Annotated in this window: 20 protein-coding genes; 8 read left to right on the top strand and 12 right to left on the bottom strand. The window is 64.0% G+C overall.

Annotation, left to right across the window (positions count from 1 at the left end; genetic code table 11):
- Nucleotides 1-40 precede the first annotated feature (40 nt).
- Together EN993_RS04700 and EN993_RS04695 are read right to left on the bottom strand one after the other, a co-directional pair.
- Nucleotides 41-640 carry a DUF1236 domain-containing protein gene (locus tag EN993_RS04700; protein ID WP_109663714.1) on the bottom strand — a complete coding sequence of 200 codons (600 nt, stop codon included), beginning with the start codon at nucleotides 638-640 and terminating at the stop codon, nucleotides 41-43.
- A gap of 63 nt (nucleotides 641-703) precedes the next feature.
- Nucleotides 704-1801 (bottom strand): putative zinc-binding metallopeptidase, encoded by a 1098-nt coding sequence (locus EN993_RS04695; protein WP_109663716.1) that lies wholly within the window; start codon nucleotides 1799-1801, stop codon nucleotides 704-706.
- 329 nt (nucleotides 1802-2130) lie between these two features.
- Between EN993_RS04695 and EN993_RS04690 the strand changes: the two genes are divergently transcribed.
- Nucleotides 2131-2928 (top strand): lytic transglycosylase domain-containing protein, encoded by a 798-nt coding sequence (locus EN993_RS04690; RefSeq protein WP_109663718.1) that lies wholly within the window; start codon nucleotides 2131-2133, stop codon nucleotides 2926-2928.
- Between the two features lie 165 nt (nucleotides 2929-3093).
- Here the strand turns inward: EN993_RS04690 and EN993_RS04685 are convergent, their stop codons facing one another.
- A complete protein-coding gene (locus tag EN993_RS04685; RefSeq protein ID WP_109663720.1) occupies nucleotides 3094-3621 on the bottom strand; it encodes a hypothetical protein in 528 nt (175 codons plus the stop codon).
- A gap of 5 nt (nucleotides 3622-3626) precedes the next feature.
- Nucleotides 3627-4850: an argininosuccinate synthase gene (locus EN993_RS04680; RefSeq protein WP_109663722.1), complete on the bottom strand. Its 1224-nt coding sequence runs from the start codon at nucleotides 4848-4850 to the stop codon at nucleotides 3627-3629.
- 333 nt (nucleotides 4851-5183) lie between these two features.
- Between EN993_RS04680 and EN993_RS04675 the strand changes: the two genes are divergently transcribed.
- Nucleotides 5184-7229 (top strand): bifunctional diguanylate cyclase/phosphodiesterase, encoded by a 2046-nt coding sequence (locus EN993_RS04675; protein WP_245468641.1) that lies wholly within the window; start codon nucleotides 5184-5186, stop codon nucleotides 7227-7229.
- Nucleotides 7230-7359: 130 nt separating this feature from the next.
- Nucleotides 7360-8001: a LysE family translocator gene (locus EN993_RS04670; RefSeq protein ID WP_127262518.1), complete on the top strand. Its 642-nt coding sequence runs from the start codon at nucleotides 7360-7362 to the stop codon at nucleotides 7999-8001.
- Nucleotides 8002-8008: 7 nt separating this feature from the next.
- On the opposite strand, the gene EN993_RS04665 is transcribed toward EN993_RS04670, so the two are convergent.
- The 3 genes from EN993_RS04665 to rlmN are packed head-to-tail and all read right to left on the bottom strand — an operon-like array spanning nucleotide 8009 to nucleotide 10172.
- Nucleotides 8009-8488, bottom strand: coding sequence for a hypothetical protein (locus EN993_RS04665; RefSeq protein ID WP_127262517.1), 480 nt, complete (start codon nucleotides 8486-8488; stop codon nucleotides 8009-8011).
- Nucleotides 8485-8940 (bottom strand): hypothetical protein, encoded by a 456-nt coding sequence (locus EN993_RS04660; RefSeq protein ID WP_109663729.1) that lies wholly within the window; start codon nucleotides 8938-8940, stop codon nucleotides 8485-8487. The genes EN993_RS04665 and EN993_RS04660 overlap by 4 nt, the downstream gene beginning before the upstream one ends.
- Nucleotides 8937-10172: a 23S rRNA (adenine(2503)-C(2))-methyltransferase RlmN gene (gene rlmN / locus EN993_RS04655; RefSeq protein ID WP_126066927.1), complete on the bottom strand. Its 1236-nt coding sequence runs from the start codon at nucleotides 10170-10172 to the stop codon at nucleotides 8937-8939. The genes EN993_RS04660 and rlmN overlap by 4 nt, the downstream gene beginning before the upstream one ends.
- Nucleotides 10173-10442: 270 nt before the next feature.
- On the opposite strand from rlmN, the gene EN993_RS04650 reads away from it, so the two are divergent.
- Nucleotides 10443-10742, top strand: coding sequence for a hypothetical protein (locus EN993_RS04650; protein ID WP_127262516.1), 300 nt, complete (start codon nucleotides 10443-10445; stop codon nucleotides 10740-10742).
- 153 nt (nucleotides 10743-10895) lie between these two features.
- Nucleotides 10896-12245 carry a chloride channel protein gene (locus EN993_RS04645; protein ID WP_127262515.1) on the top strand — a complete coding sequence of 450 codons (1350 nt, stop codon included), beginning with the start codon at nucleotides 10896-10898 and terminating at the stop codon, nucleotides 12243-12245.
- Nucleotides 12246-12299: 54 nt separating this feature from the next.
- Here EN993_RS04645 and EN993_RS04640 read toward each other — a convergent pair whose 3' ends face one another.
- From EN993_RS04640 to EN993_RS04630, 3 genes are all read right to left on the bottom strand, one after another.
- Nucleotides 12300-12803: an invasion associated locus B family protein gene (locus tag EN993_RS04640; RefSeq protein WP_056585679.1), complete on the bottom strand. Its 504-nt coding sequence runs from the start codon at nucleotides 12801-12803 to the stop codon at nucleotides 12300-12302.
- A 269-nt stretch (nucleotides 12804-13072) separates the two neighbouring features.
- On the bottom strand, nucleotides 13073-13435 hold the full coding sequence (locus EN993_RS04635) for a YkvA family protein (protein ID WP_127262514.1): 363 nt from the start codon (nucleotides 13433-13435) through the stop codon (nucleotides 13073-13075).
- A gap of 161 nt (nucleotides 13436-13596) precedes the next feature.
- Nucleotides 13597-13893, bottom strand: a complete 297-nt coding sequence (locus EN993_RS04630) for a 4a-hydroxytetrahydrobiopterin dehydratase (protein WP_127262513.1) — start codon at nucleotides 13891-13893, stop codon at nucleotides 13597-13599.
- A 108-nt stretch (nucleotides 13894-14001) separates the two neighbouring features.
- On the opposite strand from EN993_RS04630, the gene EN993_RS04625 reads away from it, so the two are divergent.
- The gene (locus EN993_RS04625) at nucleotides 14002-14520 is read left to right on the top strand and encodes a low molecular weight protein-tyrosine-phosphatase (RefSeq protein ID WP_127262536.1); all 519 of its coding nucleotides are present in this window, start codon (nucleotides 14002-14004) and stop codon (nucleotides 14518-14520) included.
- Here EN993_RS04625 and thpR read toward each other — a convergent pair.
- Nucleotides 14424-15020 (bottom strand): RNA 2',3'-cyclic phosphodiesterase, encoded by a 597-nt coding sequence (gene thpR / locus EN993_RS04620; protein ID WP_109663738.1) that lies wholly within the window; start codon nucleotides 15018-15020, stop codon nucleotides 14424-14426. The genes EN993_RS04625 and thpR overlap by 97 nt on opposite strands.
- A 128-nt stretch (nucleotides 15021-15148) precedes the next feature.
- Nucleotides 15149-15793, bottom strand: a complete 645-nt coding sequence (locus tag EN993_RS04615) for an arylesterase (RefSeq protein ID WP_109663740.1) — start codon at nucleotides 15791-15793, stop codon at nucleotides 15149-15151.
- An 88-nt stretch (nucleotides 15794-15881) separates the two neighbouring features.
- Between EN993_RS04615 and EN993_RS04610 the strand changes: the two genes are divergently transcribed.
- Nucleotides 15882-16571, top strand: a complete 690-nt coding sequence (locus tag EN993_RS04610; RefSeq protein WP_109663743.1) for an ABC transporter ATP-binding protein — start codon at nucleotides 15882-15884, stop codon at nucleotides 16569-16571.
- On the top strand, nucleotides 16571-17754 hold a 1184-nt coding region (locus EN993_RS04605; protein WP_127262512.1), incomplete at its 3' end, for an FtsX-like permease family protein. The genes EN993_RS04610 and EN993_RS04605, both read left to right, overlap by 1 nt.

Below are 17754 nucleotides of genomic sequence, written 5' to 3'. Positions count from 1 at the left end.
CGGTCGCTGCTGTCGCGGCGGCCGCCTGTGCTAATTCATGTCAGCGCACGACGTACATGATGCGCCGCGTCTGTGGATCGATCAGCGCCGGCTGGCCGTTCACATAGACATAGCGGTAGTTGTAGTCCGGAATCTCGCGCAGTTCGACGGTGTCGGGCAAGGTCGCGCCGGTCACCACCTCGCCGTCGAGATAGACGGGGTCGAGGCGATGCGTGTCGACATAGGTTCTGATTTCGGGCGGAGGCGGGGGGAAGGCGTCCTCGACCGGCTCACCGCCAACGATCGCGCCGGTATAATCGGTCGAGTAGTTGCCGATGTCTTCCGGCGGCGAGACGACAGCAACGCTGGAACGCCGCTGCGTCAGCACGACCCGGCTGCCACCGAAATCAGCCGTCACATAGTCGGAATAGACCCAACCCTGGCCGCCGGCCTCGGCGATGGTGCACCATTTGCTGTTTTCCATGCAGCCATTGAGCGTCGCCGACTGCCCGGCGGCGAGCACGCCGATGACAGGATATTGCGGACCAGGCCCGGCTCGGACGTTGAGATCGGTGACGGCGGAGACGGCGGTGTCGGCAAAGGCGGCGCCCGACATCGCGGTCAGCATTCCGGCGACCGCCGGAAACAATAGAGATTTCATGGTTTCTCTCCGTTTTCATGGGCCCTCGCCAGCGAAAACGGGTCAGCGGCTTATGCGTTCCCGCTAAAACGCCTGCGCCAACTCACGATTTGTTCCCTGTTCTTTCGGCAAGCCGGTCAGAAGTTCGTGAACGAAGGCCAATTTCCGCGCCGTGACGTCCGAAATGACGAAGGGGTAGAGGTCGGGCAGGCCCATGCAGCGGTTGATCGAATTGGAGGCTTCCGACAGCACCAGCCAGCGGGCAAGGATCTTTTCGAAAGGCTCGGGCGCGGTCGCCGGCTCCGAAGGTGCGGCCTGCAGCCCGCCGCCGGTGTCGCCCTGCGGCAAGTCGTTGGCCTCCACTGTCTCCAGCCGGCCGAGCGGAAAGTTCAGCGCGTGGACCATTTCCAGCGTGTCGGTGATGTGCAGGTGGTGGGCCCAGGTCTCGGCCCAGTCCTCCCACGGATGCGAGGTGGCATAGGCCGAGATGTGGCCTTGCTGCCAGTCGGGCGCGGCACCATTGACGTAGTAGGTCTTCAACGCCCGCTCGTAGTCGGCGCGCTCATCGCCGAACAGCGCGCGGAAAGCTTCCAGCCTTTGCGGATCGTCGCGGATCAGGCGGTCCCAGTAATAATGGCCGAGCTCATGGCGGAAATGGCCGAGCAAGGTGCGATAGTTCTCGCCCATCTCGACACGCCGCTTCTCGCGCTCGGCCGAGTCCGCCTCGGCGACGTTGAGCGTGATCAGGCCATTGTCGTGGCCGGTCAGGATGCGCTCGCCGCCGGGGCCGCCGCCGATCGGGTCGGCGAGGAAGTCGAAGGCCAGGCCGATCTCGTCGGCGGGGGTCTGCTTGGGCGCCACCGGCAGGCCGAAGGCCAGAAGCGAGTAGATGGCGCGCTTCTTCGCCGCCTCGACGCGGATCCAGCGGCGGCGGTTGCCGTCGACGGAGAGGTTGGGGATCAGCTGGTTCAGCACGCAGGCGCGGCAAAAACCCTGTCCCGGCTCGGCCATCCAGTTGCAGGCGCATTCGTCGGCATTGGTGCACTGGAAGATGCCGTCGATATCAGACAGCGCAAAGCGGGCGTGCTCGGGATCGTAGAGCACGAGACTCCTGCAGTTCAGGCACTGGGCGTTCTCGAAGTAGAGACGGTGGCCGCAATGCGGGCAGTCGAAGAGTTTCATCTCGATCTCAAACCTTCAGAGCCAGCATATGTGGGGCGGCACGTGCCCAACGCCAACCGCCGGCCGGCGTTCCGCATCTCTCGAAGCTATTTAAGCTGGGCGAAGGAAAGGCCTGCCGCCTGCAGGGCCTGGCGGCGGCAAGACCCGCCGAACCGGCGCCGATGATCACGACATCAACGTCTTCCATTGCGTTTCCGCCACAATAATCACTTGATCGTAGGCAAATTCCCCTTCATTGGCCAGCGTAGCGCCGGGGGACGGTGACAATTGCGCGTTTCACTGGCAAATTCGCAACCGGGACGTGATTCAGGCAATCAGGAGAAAAAAGCATGGCATTACTTGCCAAGGGAAAGATGTTTGCATCGGCCGTGGTGGCGGTGCTTGCGCTGGCTACGGGCGCGCAGGCGGCGGCCAGCTGCGGCAAGACCGGCGCCGGATTCGAGGCTTGGAAGCCGGAGTTCGCCGCGGAAGCCAAGTCCGAAGGTGTAGGCCCCAAGGGTCTGGCCGCTCTGGCCGGCGCGAGCTACGCAACAAAGACGATCTCCGTCGACCGCGGCATTCACAAGGCTTTCAGCGGCTCGGTGGATGATTTCATGAAGCGCCGTGGCGGGGCCGCGATCATTTCCAAGGGCCGGTCGCTGAAGAAGTCGAACGCGGCACTGTTTTCCCAGATCGAAGCGAACTACGGCGTGTCGCCGGGTGTGTTGCTCGCCATCTGGGGTATGGAAACCGGGTTCGGTTCCGCCATGGGCAACCAGAATACGGTCTCAGCCATTTTGACGCTTGCCTATGATTGCCGCCGTCCGGGTTTCTTTTACCCACATGCCATTGCGGCCCTGAAGCTGGTTGACCGCGGGGCGTTGACAGCCTCGTCGGTCGGCGCCGCGCATGGCGAGATTGGCCACACGCAGTTCCTGCCGGGAAATGTCTTGAAGTATGGCGTCGGCAGCGGAAACCTGCGCGACAAGGGCACTGCGCTGGCTTCCACCGCCAACTTCCTCAAGGGTCATGGCTGGCGTGCCGGCGCGAGCGCGAGCGCGAATATGGGCGCAATTGCCGGCTGGAATTCCGCAAGCGTCTATCAGCAGGCGATCGCCCGCATCGCCACGGCGATCGATGGCGACTGATAACGGATAGCAGTCTCTGTTCGACAGAATAGCCCGGCCTTGCGCCGGGCTTTTTGTTGATGGTCCCGAACGCGGCGCGGATGCAGGGTCTTAGCAGGGTCTTAATTGAGCAAGACTTGCCTCGCGCCAAGCTGTGCGAGGCCCCGTCTCAATTCACAGTCACTCTCAATTCACGGTCACATTGAGTGCATAGGAGCAGCCTGCCAGCGTCTTGCCCGGATGCGAATCAACAGTCGAGACGTTGAGCGCTATGCGCGTTTCGATCTTCATGCCGTTGGCGTCCTCGGTGCTTTCGACGACGATTTTCTCGCCCAGGAATTTTTCCGCAGTCGACACCGTTGGAACTATTTCCAATTCATGCGCCAGATCCGGTGCCGAAACCCCGTCAAGGACCGCCATCGGCCCGGTCGCGGTAAAGACGATCGAGCTTGTTTCGCGCCCGAAGGTACGAACCGGCTCCGGTAAGTCGTACTGCTTGAGAAAGAGGTTGCCGGACGTGGCTTCCTTCCAACCGAGCTTTTCCAGTGCAACTGGGCCGTCGCTGATCCAGAAGGCGAAATTATTGTAGGCGGAGACGCTTGCCTTGCACTCGATCAACCCGGCCAGGTCGACGGAGGCCGGGTCGAACTCCTGGCCGGCCGCCGGCGTCGCCAGAAGAACCAGCGGCGCCAGGCAGCGACCGAGACCGCGCATCCGCGTTACTTGTTGCGGTTGCGCGCGGCCAGCGTGCGCAGCCGCAACGCGTTGAGGCGGATGAAGCCGGCAGCGTCCTTCTGGTCGTAGGCGCCGCGATCGTCCTCGAAGGTGACCAGCGCGTCGGAATAGAGCGTCTTCTTCGACTTGCGGCCGGTGACGATGACGTTGCCCTTGTAGAGCTTCAGCCGCACCGTGCCTTCGACGTCTTCCTGGCTCTTGTCGATCATCGCCTGCAGCATCAGGCGTTCGGGCGCGAACCAGAAGCCGTTGTAGATCAGCTCGGCATAGCGCGGCATGAACTCGTCCTTAAGGTGTGCAGCACCGCGGTCGAGCGTGATCGATTCGATGGCGCGGTGAGCTGCGATCAGGATCGTGCCGCCGGGCGTCTCGTAGACGCCGCGCGACTTCATGCCGACGAAGCGGTTCTCGACCAGGTCGAGCCGGCCGATGCCGTTGTCGCGGCCGAGATCGTTGAGCGCGGCCAGCATCGTTGCCGGCGACAGCTTCTTGCCGTTGAGCGCGATCGGATCGCCCTTCAGGAATTCGATCTCGATCTCGGTGACGGTATCAGGCGCATCCATCGGCGAAACGGTGCGCTGGTGGACGAATTCCGGCGGCTCGCTCCACGGGTCTTCCAGCACCTTGCCCTCGGAAGAGGAGTGCAGCAGGTTGGCGTCGACCGAGAACGGCGCGTCGCCCTTCTTGTCCTTCGGCACCGGGATCTGGTGCTGCTCGGCAAAATTGATCAGGTCGGTACGCGACTTGAACGACCAGTCGCGCCATGGCGCGATGACCTTGATGTCGGGGTTCAGCGCGTAAGCCGAAAGCTCGAAGCGGACCTGGTCATTGCCCTTGCCAGTGGCGCCATGCGCAATCGCGTCGGCGCCCGTCTCTTTGGCAATCTCGACCAGATGCTTGGAGATCAGCGGCCGCGCGATCGAGGTGCCGAGCAGATAGGTGCCTTCATAGACGGCATTGGCACGGAACATCGGGAAGACGAAGTCGGAGACGAATTCCTCGCGCACGTCGACGACACGGATGTCCTTGATGCCCATCATCTCGGCCTTGCGGCGCGCCGGCTCGAGTTCGCCGCCCTGGCCAAGATCGGCGGTGAAGGTCACGACTTCGGCGCCGAGTTCGGTCTGCAGCCATTTCAGGATGATGGATGTGTCGAGGCCGCCGGAATAGGCGAGCACGACTTTCTTGACGTCTTTGGCCTTGGACATTTTTACCCCGTCGATGGCGGACGCCCCAGCCGAGGCGTCATGGATTGTCGGAGGGCCTTTTAGCAGGAACGGCAAAGCGAGCAAGCACGCGTGCGTGCATGGCTTCTGGTCCAGCGCATGGCGAGGGCTGGTGCCGACAGGGGAAACAACCGGCTGCAATCAAGGGCTGCATTTGCTGGAGGGATTTAATCAAGTTTTCACGCTCCGTCGCTAATATAACGACAAGCTGTGTCGGCGACGTGCCGGGACGGCCTTGCCTGCCTCGTCGCGGGCACCCTCGGGCTTGGGCCATTCCTGATGCGCGTTATATCATGTATCGCCACGGAGCATAATTTGTGGCTTGTCCTGCTGGCGGCGCTGATGTGCGTCACTGGCTGCTGGGTGACGATCGGCCTCTTCGACCGTGCCAGGAAAACCGCCGGCGTGCAGATGCGGGGCTGGCTGTTCCTGACAGCGGTTGCCGCCGGCTCCTCGATCTGGTGCACGCACTTCATCGCCATGCTGGCCTATCAGCCCGGCGCGCCGATCACCTTCGATCCGGTCCTGACCATGGTGTCGCTGGTCATCGCCATCGCGGGCACCGGAGCCGGCTTCACCCTAGCCTCCGACAAGAGCCGGCGTCTTGCCCCGGAATGGGGCGGATGCGTCGTCGGGCTGGCGATCTCGGCCATGCACTACATCGGCATGATGGCCTATCACGTTGCCGGCATCGTCGAATGGGACAGCTCCTATATTGCCGCTTCACTGGTGATTTCGGCGGCGTTTTCCGCCGTGGCCGTCGGCCATGCCGTGCGTCGGCCATACCGCTGGTCGCACTATCTCGCCATCGGGCTGCTGGTGCTGGCGATCGTCGGCCTGCATTTCACGGCGATGGCGGCGGTGGCCGTGACGCCGCTGTCCTTCATCACCACCGGCACCAACCCCGACATTCTGGTGGCGATGGCGGTCGCCGTTGCCGTTGTCGGCCTGATCGTCGCAGCCACCGGCTTCGCCAGCTACCTGATCGACGAACGCGGCCGCCTGGAGAGCTTCGAGCGGCTTCAGCATCTTGCCCTCAACGACGCCCTTACCGGTCTCCCCAACCGGGTCTCCTTCAACGACCGCCTCGACCATGAGATCGAACGGGCGCGGGAAGACAAGGACACGATGACGGCCGTCATCGTCATCGATCTCGACCGCTTCAAGGAGATCAACGACCTCAGGGGGCACGCGGCCGGCGACCAGGCGCTCAAGATCGTCGCCCGCAGGCTGTCGAAACTCATCGGCGAGGGCGAATTCGCCGCAAGGCTCGGCGGTGACGAGTTCGCCGCGATCAAGCGCTTCAAGGATCAGAACGACCTTCTCGGCCTGGTCTCGCGGCTGGAGAAATCCCTGTTCGAGCCGTTGCGGCTCGACGATTTCGAAATCGCCGCCGGCGCCAGCATCGGCGTCGCCGTCTATCCGCGCGACGGGGCTGATCGCGAGCGGCTGGTCAGCAATGCCGACCTCGCCATGTACCGGGCGAAGAACGATGTGACGCGGGCCGTCTGCTTCTACGAATCCGCCATGGACGAGACGGCGCGGGCGCGCCGCGCGCTGGCCACCGACCTTCGGCAGGCGATCGAGCGCGGCGAGCTTTCGCTCCATTATCAGGTGCAGACCTCCGTCCCGACCGGCGCCACCTGCGGCTACGAGGCGCTGCTGCGCTGGACCCATCCCGTGCATGGCATGATCCCGCCGGTCGAATTCATTCCGATTGCCGAGGAGAACGGCTCGATCATGGCGATCGGCGAATGGGTGCTGCGGACCGCGTGCCGCCAGGCAGCCTCGTGGGACAATAGCCACAAGATCGCGGTCAATCTGTCGCCGGTGCAGTTCGCCCATGCCGATCTCGCCAAGCTCGTCCACCAGATCCTGGTCGAGACCGGGCTGTCGCCGAAACGCCTGGAGCTCGAGCTGACCGAATCGACGATCGTCGCCGACAAGGTGCGCACGCTGCATGTCCTGCGCCAGATCAAGGCGCTGGGGGTGACGATCGCGATCGACGATTTCGGCACCGGCTATTCCTCGCTCGACACGCTGCGCTCGTTTCCCTTCGACAAGATCAAGCTCGATCGCTCGTTCATGGCCGATGTCGAGCGAAGCCCGCAAGCCAAGGCGATCATCCGGGCGGTGCTGACGCTGGGCCGCAGCCTCGATATTCCGGTGCTCGCCGAAGGCGTCGAGACGCATGTCCAGCTCACCATCCTGCAGGTCGAGGGCTGCAACGAGGCGCAAGGCTATTTCCTCGGCCGGCCCAAGCCGATCGATCAAATCCTGCTTATTGGCGGCCCCGACGTCCGGAACGATCAGCCTGCCGCCACGGAACCCGCCAGGATGCGGCTGAGCAGGCAGGCATAGGATTTACGGCGGCTGGGCGCCCGTTGACGCCTTCGCCATACGCCTGCTGGATCGACCATCGGATCGCTCCTGCGTCTGGCACCGTCGCGGCTCATCCTGTATAGGCGCCTCCAATCTCCTGAGGCCGCTCATGTCGTTCATTCCGGACACCGCCACGCTGATCCAGTTTGCCATTGCCACCGTGATCCTGGCGATCACGCCGGGGCCGGACATGACCTTGTTCGTCTCGCGCACGCTGAGCCAGGGCCGCGCCACCGGCTTTGCCTCGATGGCGGGTGCGCTGTGCGGCACGCTGATCCACACCACGCTGGTGGTGGTCGGCGTCTCGGCGCTGATCGTCGCTTCGCCGATGGCCTTCTTCGTGCTGAAGATTTTTGGTGCCGGTTATCTCGTCTTCCTGGCCTGGCAGGCGATCACCAGGGGCTCGGCCTTTTCGCCGGAGAAGAAAACCGGCCCCGAAATTTCGCTGTTGCGCAGCTGGGCGGCGGGCCTCGGCGTCAATCTGCTCAACCCGAAGATCATTCTGTTCTTCATGACCTTCCTGCCGCAGTTCGTGTCCGTGCATGATCCGAGCGCACCGGGAAAGCTGTTTTTCCTTGGGCTCATGTTCATCGTGCTGTCGATCCCGGTGACCGTGCCGATGGTGCTGGCGGCGGAAAGGTTCTCGGCGGCGATGAAGGCCAGCCCGCGCGTGACGCGGGTGGTGGACTATCTCTTTGCCGGCGTGTTCTCCGCCTTCGCGCTCAAGATCCTGACGGCGCAGGCGAAGTAGGGGCCCGTCATCCTGTTCGACCATCCTCTTCGGATCCTGGCTCGCCCTGCCACCAGCTTCCGGCCCAGCGCCCGGCGCTGAGCCAGTAGAAAATGCCGCCGACCATGCCGCTGCCGATCACTGCCATGATGGCGCTGGTGTCCCTGACCGCGAAGGTGGTGTCACCGCTGTGGTCGACGAGGCCGAGGAAAACCGCCGCAACCACCGCACCCGCCAGCGCATAGAACAGCCAGTCGCGCCGGCCGAGGATCTCGGCAACCAGGATGACGACGCAAGCCGGCATCAGGGCGAAATAAGCGACGAACAAGGCGACGAAGGGAATTGAGAAATACAGGGAAGCCGTCGCTGTGGGGTGCGCGTGCTCCGGCGTGTAGCCAAGTGACGCCAGGAACAGGACGTTGAGGAAGGCGCTCGCCGCCAGCGAGGCGACAGCATAGCCGAACAGGATAACAGTGAAACGGACGAGGTAGCCGACGAGGCGGGTCATCCCAAATCTCGGCCCAAATCCCGACGCATGCCAGACTTGCGCCCGGCCAGAAGCCAGTAGACCGAACCGGCGGCAATGCCGGCCGTGGCCAGAAAACCGAGAAAACCCGGATTGAAAACAAAGCTGCCTGCCGAGCGCGGCATGGAAACGCCAAACGCCGTCGAGGTGATCGCGCCCGTGGCGGCAAAGTAGAACCATCCCCGAAGCGAAAACCATTCGGCGACAAAGAGCGCGGGGCCGACGATCAACAGCGCGCCGATCATCACGGTCAAGACGGCGAGCGGGAAGGAGCCCAACCAGTCGAATGCGAAAATGATGGACCAGTTCCCGTCCTCGATGCCTTCCAGAAGCGCGATCAGCAGCACGGGCACCAGGATCGAGGTCAGCACACCGGCGATATAACCGACGGCCATCACGGCGAGGCGTTTCAGCCAGGCGAAGCGGCGGCTCACGCCTCGCCGTGCCCCGCGATCATCATGGCCTCCAGGGCCAGCCGGTCGACCTTGCGCATGCGCTCGGAGTCCGACTTGAGCTGGCCGCAGGCGGCCAGGATGTCGCGGCCGCGTGGCGTGCGAATCGGCGAGGCATAGCCGGCATTGTTGATGTAGTCGGCGAATTTCTCGATCGTCTCCCAATCCGAGCACTGGTAGTTGGTGCCTGGCCACGGGTTGAACGGGATCAAATTGATCTTGGCCGGAATGCCCTTGAGCAGCTTAATCAGCCCCTTGGCGTCCTCGATGGAATCGTTGACGTCCTTCAGCATCACATATTCGAAGGTGATGCGCTTGGCGTTCGACAGGCCGGGATAGGCACGACAGGCGGCGATCAGTTCCTTCAGCGGATACTTCTTGTTGATCGGCACCAAAAGGTCGCGCAAATCGTCATTGGTGGCATGCAGCGAGATCGCCAGCATGACGCCGATCTCCTCGCCGGTGCGGAAGATTTCCGGCACAACGCCGGAGGTCGACAACGTGATGCGCCGCTTCGACAAGGAAAGACCATCGCCGTCGGAAGCGATCAGCAGCGCCTTCTTCACCGCCTCGAAATTGTAGAGCGGCTCGCCCATGCCCATCATGACGATGTTGGAGACTTTGCGGCCCTCGGCCGGCACGATGGCGCCGTCCGGCGTGTCGCGGTCGGGGAAATCGCCGAGCCGGTCGCGGGCGGTGAGCAGCTGGGCGAGGATTTCCTCGGCGGTCAAATTGCGCACCAGCTTCTGCGTGCCGGTGTGGCAGAACGAGCAGGTCAGCGTGCAGCCAACCTGCGAGGAGATGCACAGCGTGCCGCGGCCTTCCTCGGGAATGTAGACGGTCTCGATCTCGACGGGCCGGCCGGCGCCGCGCGGCGGAAAGCGGAACAGCCATTTGCGCGTGCCGTCGGAAGAAATCTGCTCCTCGACGATCTCGGGCCTGGCGACGGTGAAATGCTTGTCGAGCTCGGCGCGCAGATCCTTGGAGATGTTGAACATGCCGGCGAAGTCGGAGACGCCGCGCACATACATCCAGTGCCAGAGCTGCTGGGCACGCATCTTGGCCTGGCGTTCCGGCACGGTGCCTGATGCAACCAGAGCCTCGGCGAGCTCGACCCGCGTCAGGCCGATCAGCGACGGCTTTTCGGGCTGCGCTGCGCGGGCACGCAACGCGTCACGGGTGCCGTCAATGGTAAGATCGAATGAAAGGGTCATGGTTGCACTAATATAAGCGGTTTGCGGCCGATTTCACGCATCGTGCCGGAAAGGAAGCGCGGCGCATAGCACAGGTTGAGGGCAGAGTCATGCGGCGGGAATGCAACGGCATGCACGCCGGCTGACAGGCTGCTACGACCATCTGGCAGCCTTGCCCAGTCTTTCCACGTAAAGGAACCGATCACATCGTCGTGTTTGCGTAACGATTCCCATCGCGCCGTCGAAATCCGAAGGGGGCAACCATGCCCCTACAAAATGGGAGTATGCAGAATGAACTCTATCAAGCTCGCCGTCATTGCCGGCCTCGTCGGCCTTTCCACCTCGCAGGCATTTGCCGAAGACGCGATGGGCACGATGACCATGATGAAGGGTGGAGAAGTGATGGCGATCATGCCGGACGGGCACATGGGCACCATGATGCCGGATGCAAAGATGGGCGCCGAGATGATGAAGATGGCAAAGCCGATCAAGCACTGCATGATGATGATGACCGACGCCAAGGGCAAAGCCTTCATGATCGATACGTCGACCAAGAAGGCTCAGGCCGAATGTGAAAAAATGGCCATGTGAGACCTCGTTGACCCGCCCCGCCGGCATGGAAGCCGGCGGGGCCATACGGAACACCGGCGGTGTCGAGCTGGAGCCCCCTCATCCGTCGCCCCTAAGGCTGGCCCAAATAGCCATCGCCATGTTAGGTCCGAACATCCCATCCCGAGGACAGACATGGCCGGCATATCGCGAAAATATCCCATGCTGCGGCGCACGCAGGCGATGTGGGGCTCGCGGCGCGTCTGGCAGCCGCGGCTGGTGTTCTGGGCCGGCGCCATCTGCATAGGCCTGATCAGCGTGCTGTTCGCGGTGCTGGCCGACCGGGCGCAAAGCCTGTTCCATGCGATGATCGGCAGCGAGGGGGGCGGGCGTTTCTATCTGCCGCTCATCGCCACCCCACTCGGTTTCGTGCTGTGCGCCTGGTTGGCGTACGCCTTCTTCCCCGGTTCGCAAGGCAGCGGCATTCCGCAGGCGATCGCCGCACGCCACCTGCGCGACGACGAGGACCGCAGCCATATCCTGTCGCTGCGGCTGGCGGCGGGCAAGATCGCGCTCACCATCGTCGGCCTGTTCTGCGGCGCCTCCATCGGCCGCGAAGGCCCGACCGTGCAGGTCGGCGCGTCGCTGATGCTGCAGGTGGCGCGCTGGGGCGGCATGGCGCAGGCGCGCGGCCTGATCCTGGCCGGCTCGGCGGCAGGCATCGCGGCCGCCTTCAACACGCCGCTGGCCGGCATCGTCTTCGCCATCGAGGAGATGGGCCGCACCTACGAGGCGCGCACCAACGGGCTGGTGCTGACGGCGGTGATCCTGGCGGGTCTCGCCTCACTCGGCCTGATCGGCAACTACACCTATTTCGGCGTCGCCAAGGAGACGATCTCGTTTGCCGCCGAGTGGCCGCTGGTGCTTGCCTGTGGTGTCATCGGCGGCGGTTTCGGCGCTCTGTTCTCGTTGCTGGCCTTGAAGGCGACGCGGCGGATCCGGCGCTGGAACACGCAGCAGCCACTGCGGCGCGCCCTGATCGTGGCGGCGGTCTGCGGACTTGCGGTGGCGGTAATCGGCATCGCGTCAGGTGGGCTGACCTTTGGCACCGGCTACATGCAGGCGCGCGGCGCCGTCGAAGGCACGCCGCTGCCCCCACTCTTCTTTGCCGAAAAGTTCCTGGCGGGGCTGCTGTCGATGGTCTCGGGCATTCCGGGCGGCATCTTCGCACCCTCACTGGCGGTCGGCGCCGGCATCGGCAGTTCGCTTGGCCTTCTCTTCGGCGCCAGCACGGGCGCGGCGGCGCTGCTCGGCATGGCCGGTTATTTCGCCGGCGTAGTGCAAGCGCCGATGACGGCCTTCGTCATCATCCTGGAGATGACCGGCAATCACGACAATGTCATCGCGCTGATGCTGGCCTCGATGCTGGGCTACGGCACGGCGCGCATGATCTCGCACGAGCCGCTCTATCACGCGCTGTCGCGGGTCTTCATCGCCGAGGCGATCCGGCGGCGGCGGGCGGAAGTCGCGCCGGGGCAAGGCTGAAAGAAAAAAGGCCGGGCTTCGCGGCCCGGCCTTTCCCTCAAAACGAAGCTTTGCCTATTTGCACTTGGCGATTGACGTCAGCGCCGCCGAAATGCCCTTCAGCGAGAAGACATAGGAGGTCGGGTTGCCGCGGCCGGACTTCGCCGTCACCTTCATATCGGTGCCGGTCTTCATGGCGGCGATCAGCACCGGCTCCTCGGCGGCATTCTCGACCCAGGCCGACTTGCCGCGCGTAAACATCGAGAAGGTCTTCTTGTCGATGGTGACGGTGGCCTTGGAGCCTTCCTGGAAGTTGTAGCCGGCGATGAATTGCGGCTCGTAGGAGACCTGCTGGCCGGGCCGCTGGCTGACGAAGAAGAACATGTCGCCATGGTCGAGCGTCGGCGGCTGCTTGTCGGTCGGCACGGTCAGGACATAGCAGACCTTGCCGCCAGAGGCCTGGTAGCTGTAGGTGCCCCAGGCATTGTGCTGGCCGATCTTGGTCGCCGACTGCGCCAGTGCCGGCGCCGCCACGGCCACCAGGACCAGGCTCGAAACTAGTGCAATCAATCCGCGCATCGCTTTTCCCGTATTCCAACTGGTGCGGCGGCAGGCCGGCTTGGCGTCCTGCCCGTCGCTTCATTTTGATTTAATCTGGGTTACCAAACGGTGAATTTCCTTTGAGAAAAGGACCCGCACCCGAGGAAACCGCCGCCATTCCCGCGCCGCCGCCCTGTCAGCGGGTGGCGCGACGTCCCTTCGGCGACTTGGAGGCCACGAAAGCGGCAAGAGTTTGACTTTTTGCGCTGCCGCCGAAAGCCGGCTTCAACGGCGTTTCGCGTGCGTGTTCAGCCCTTGTCGGCGATGGCGTCCTTGGCGGCCTGCCGGTGCGCCGGGGTGATGTGGGCGCTGACGGCGGTGATCGCGGCGGTGAGCACGGCGATGTCGTCGGTGAAGCCAAGTCCGAAGACGAAGTCGGGGATGACATCCACCGGCAGGACGAAATAGCCGAGCGCGGCCAGCAAGACGCCCTTGGCGCGCAGCGGCGTGTTCTTGTCCATGGCGCAGTAATAGGCGGCCACGACCTCTTCCATGAAGGGGATCTGCCGTGCGGCCTTCTTTGCCGTGCGCCAGAATTTCTCGCGCACCTCGTCCTCGTCGCCGAGCTTGCCGCCAAAGCCGAAGAAATCAAAACCGGATTGTTGCGCCATCAGTTTCTCCTTGCAGGGCTCATGCGCATCCCGGCGCATGCCCGCGAGCGAAAATGTGGTGAAACCCGACCCCCGCTGCAAGATGCCGGCGCCAATTTGGGTTTGCTGCCGCATCGTGGACGTCGCAACACCCGGGGCGATACCCGAGGCGATAGCGGGGGTCAGCCGCCGGCAAAGCGGTTCATCTTCTTCGCCAGATCGATATCGAGCGCGGTGACGCCGCCGGCATCGTGGGTGTTGAGCGTCACGTCGACGGCCTTGTAGACATTCGACCAGTCGGGATGGTGGTCCATCTTCTCGGCGGCAAGCGCGACGCGGGTCATGAAGGCGAAGGCCTCGGAGAAATTCGCGAAGGTGAATGTGCGCTTGATGGAGGCGCCATCCGCCGCCGGTGCCCAGCCTTCGAGCCCGACCAGCGCGGCGGCGATTGCGTCCTTGCCCAGTTTCTCTCTCGTCATGTCAGCTTCCCGTGCTATTTCCAAAAATGACTCTCACCATAGTGCATGTCGCCCAAAAGTGCGTTGCGGTTTTGGGATAGCGACATGCACAAAGACAAATCCGGATCGATGAGCGCGAAGCCCATAAATTCCATTCTTTTCGTCTGCCTCGGCAACATCTGCCGCTCGCCGCTGGCGGAAGGTGTCCTTCGAGCCGTCCTGGCGGAGCGCGGTTTGGGCCGGGACATCCTGCTCGATTCGGCGGCAACCAGCGGCTGGGAGGTCGGCTCCGATCCCGATCCACGCTCGATCGCGGTTGCGGTGCGCCACGGCGTCGACATTTCCGGGCAGACGGCGCGTAAGGTCACGCCGCAGGATTTCCACCGCTTCGACCTGATCCTCGGCATGGACCGGTCGAATGTTGCTGATCTGAAAGCGCTGGCGCCGGCAGCCATGCGCGACCGGGTGCAACTGTTCCTGGAATTCGCGCACGGCAAGGCGGGTGATGTGCCGGACCCCTACTATGACGGTGCGGAAGCCTTCGCTTCGGTCTACCGCATGATCCGCGAGGCGTCGGAGGCGCTGGCGACAAGGCTGGAGGTGCGGGCGTCCGTGCCTGACAGCGGCCAGGCTTCCTCGACGATATAGGGGCCGCCGCCGACCGAATCGCGCGACGACATCAGCACGAAACGGCCGATGCGGAACGGCAGCGTCGAGAAATTGCCGCGCGCCGACAGATATTGGGCGACGTCCAACGGGGTCGAATTGCGCAGCCTTGCAAGCGTGACATGCGGCATGAACTTGCGCGGGTCGGCGGGGATGCCGAGCCGCTGGCAGATGCGGTCGATCTCGCCCTGAAGGGCGGCAAGATCGGGCGAGGCGGAAGCACCGGCCCACACCGCATGCGGCTTCTTCTGGCCGAAAGCGCCGACGCCGGACAGCGCCAGCGAGAAGGAAGGGCGATGGACACGGTCGAGCGCGTTGGCGATCTCGTCGGCGACATGGCCTGGGACATCGCCGATGAAACGCAGCGTCAGGTGGTAGTTCTCGACGTCGATCCAGCGGGCGCCTGGCAGGCCGCCCCGCAGCAGGGACAGCGAAAGGGCGGCGTCACGCGGAATTTCGAGGGCGGTGAAAAGACGCGGCATGAAGAGCCTCCCTTCCTCGAATCGAACTGTACCCATAGCGAATCATCGATAGTCAAACGGGGCAAGATGTTTGTTGGTCACAGTCTTTGTTAAAAAGCTTCCCCAACGGAAACAGCTCCAGTCCCGCCTTACAAGCCGCCCGGCACCGCCAAGATGGCCTTCTCGACGGTGGGCAGGATGCGTTCGACCATCTGGTCGACGCCTCGCGCGTTCGGATGCAAGCCGTCCTCGAGCCGCATGCCCGGTTGGCCGGCGACGCCGTCGAGAAAGAACGGGTAGAGCGCAACGCCATATTTGCCGGCCAGGTCCGGAAAGATGGCGTCGAAGGCGTTCTGGTAGTCGGCACCAAGATTGGGTGCGGCGCGCATGCCGGCCAAAAGCACGGCAATCTTGCGCTCTTTCAGTCTACCCAGCATCTCGTCGAGGTTCTTCTTGGTGATGTCGGGCGAGACGCCGCGCAGCATGTCGTTGGCACCGAGTTCGAGGATGACCAGCTGCGTGCCGTCCGGCACCGACCAGTCGAGCCGCGCCAGGCCGCCGCTCGTCGTGTCGCCGGAGACGCCGGCATTGGCGACGGTCACATCATGGCCCTTGGTGCCAAGCGCTGCCTGCAGCCTGTCGGTAAAGCCCTGGTCCGGCCCAAGGCCGAAGCCCGCCATCAGGCTGTCACCGAAGCCAACGATCTTGAACGGCTCTGCACGCGCCGACGACATGGCGCCGCAAATGGCGAGGAAAACCATGAAGCCTGCGGCAATACTGCGTTTGAAAGACATGCGGCAGGCCCCATATGAACAAGGAATTCTTCCGGCGACGGCTTCCGGCAAAGCAGAGCCTTCATCCTCCATATAGGACGCTTTCATTTTGACAGAAGCCGTCATCGCGCTGAAAGACGTATCGCTGACGCTCGGCGAAGGGGCCTCTTCCGTCCATGTGCTGAAGGGCGTCAGCCTCGATGTGGCGGCTGGTGAGGCGACCGGCATCGTCGGTCCTTCGGGTTCCGGCAAGTCGACATTGCTGATGGTTCTGGCCGGTCTGGAAAGGGTCGATTCGGGTACGGTTCGAATCGCCGGCGAGTTGCTCAACGGCAAAAGCGAAGACCAGATTGCTTCGTTTCGTGGCCGAAACATTGGCATCGTGTTCCAGTCCTTCCACCTCATTCCCAACATGACGGCGCTCGAAAATGTCGCGGTGCCGCTGGAACTGGCCGGGCACGCCGATCCGTTTTCGGTGGCGGCGCGCGAGCTGGCGGCGGTTGGCTTGAGCGACCGCGTCACCCACTATCCCGGCGAATTGTCGGGCGGCGAGCAGCAGCGCGTGGCGATCGCCCGGGCGCTGGCGCCGTCGCCGCGCATTCTCATCGCCGACGAGCCGACCGGCAATCTCGACCAGGCGACCGGGCGGCAGGTCGCCGACCTGCTGTTCGCCAAGGCGGCCGAGCGCGGCATGACGCTGGTGCTGGTCACCCATGATCCGGCCCTTGCGGCACGCTGTTCGCGCCAGGTTTCGATGCGGTCCGGCCGGATCGAGGCGCCCGTCAAGGTGACGGCCTGATGCCATTGTCGCAGACGCTGAGGCTCGCGGTCCGCTTTTCGCTGCGCGAGATGCGCGGCGGCCTGTCCGGCTTCCTGATCTTCCTCGCCTGCATCGCGCTCGGCGTTGCGGCCATCGGCGGCGTCAACTCGGTGGCGCGTTCGATCACCGCCGGTGTCGCCAATCAGGGCCAGACGCTGCTTGGCGGCGATCTTCGCTTCCAGATCAACCAGCGTGACGCCAGCCAGCCCGAACGCGGCTTCCTTGATGGGCTGGGCGAGATTTCCAGAACCGCCAGCATGCGCTCGATGGCGCGTCTCGCCGACGGAACCGACCAGGCGCTGGTCGAGGCCAAGGCGGTCGACCATGCCTATCCGCTCTATGGCACGCTCGAGACCGAGCCGGCGCTGTCGAAGCAGGAACTGTTCGGCGAAGAGTTCGGTGTTTTCGGCGCCGCGGCCCCCGATCTGCTGTTCGAGCGCCTGCATCTCAAGCTCGGCGACCGGCTGAAGCTCGGCACCGCCACCTTCGAACTGCGCGCCAGGCTGGTCACCGAACCGGACGCCGTGTCCGACGGTTTCGGCTTCGCGCCGAGGCTGATGATCTCGACCGAAGGGCTGGCGGCCACCGGACTGGTCCAGCCGGGCAGCCTGGTCGAGAATGCCTACAAGATCCGGCTGCCGGCGGACGCCGACGAGGCGCGGCTCAAGGCCATCCAGGATCAGGCGGCCAGCGATTTTCCCGAGGCCGGCTGGTCGATCCGCACGCGCAGCAACGCCGCTCCCGCGCTGTCGTCCAACATCGAACGCTTCTCGCAGTTCCTGACCCTGGTCGGGCTGACGGCGCTGGTGGTCGGCGGTGTTGGCGTCGCCAATGCGGTGCGCGCATATCTCGACGGCAAGCGCGGCGTCATCGCCACTTTCAAGAGCCTGGGCGCTTCGGGCGGCTTCGTCTTTGCCGTCTACCTCGTGCAGATCCTGATCATAGCCGCACTCGGCATCATCCTGGGACTTGTGCTGGGGGCGCTGATGCCATTCGCGGCGAGTGCCGCACTTCAGTCCGTCATTCCGGTGCCGGCGCAAGGCGGCTTCTATCCCGGCGCGCTCGGCATGGCGGCGCTGTTCGGCCTGCTGGTGACGCTGGCCTTCGCTTTGCTGCCGCTCGGCCGCGCTCGCGACGTGCCGGCCACCGCGCTGTTTCGCGA

The organism is Mesorhizobium sp. M7D.F.Ca.US.004.01.2.1, from assembly GCF_003997785.1.
Taxonomy (GTDB): Bacteria; Pseudomonadota; Alphaproteobacteria; order Rhizobiales; family Rhizobiaceae; genus Mesorhizobium; species Mesorhizobium loti.
Note: the sequence above shows the minus strand (reverse complement) of the source record. Positions and strands in the feature narration are given on the sequence as shown.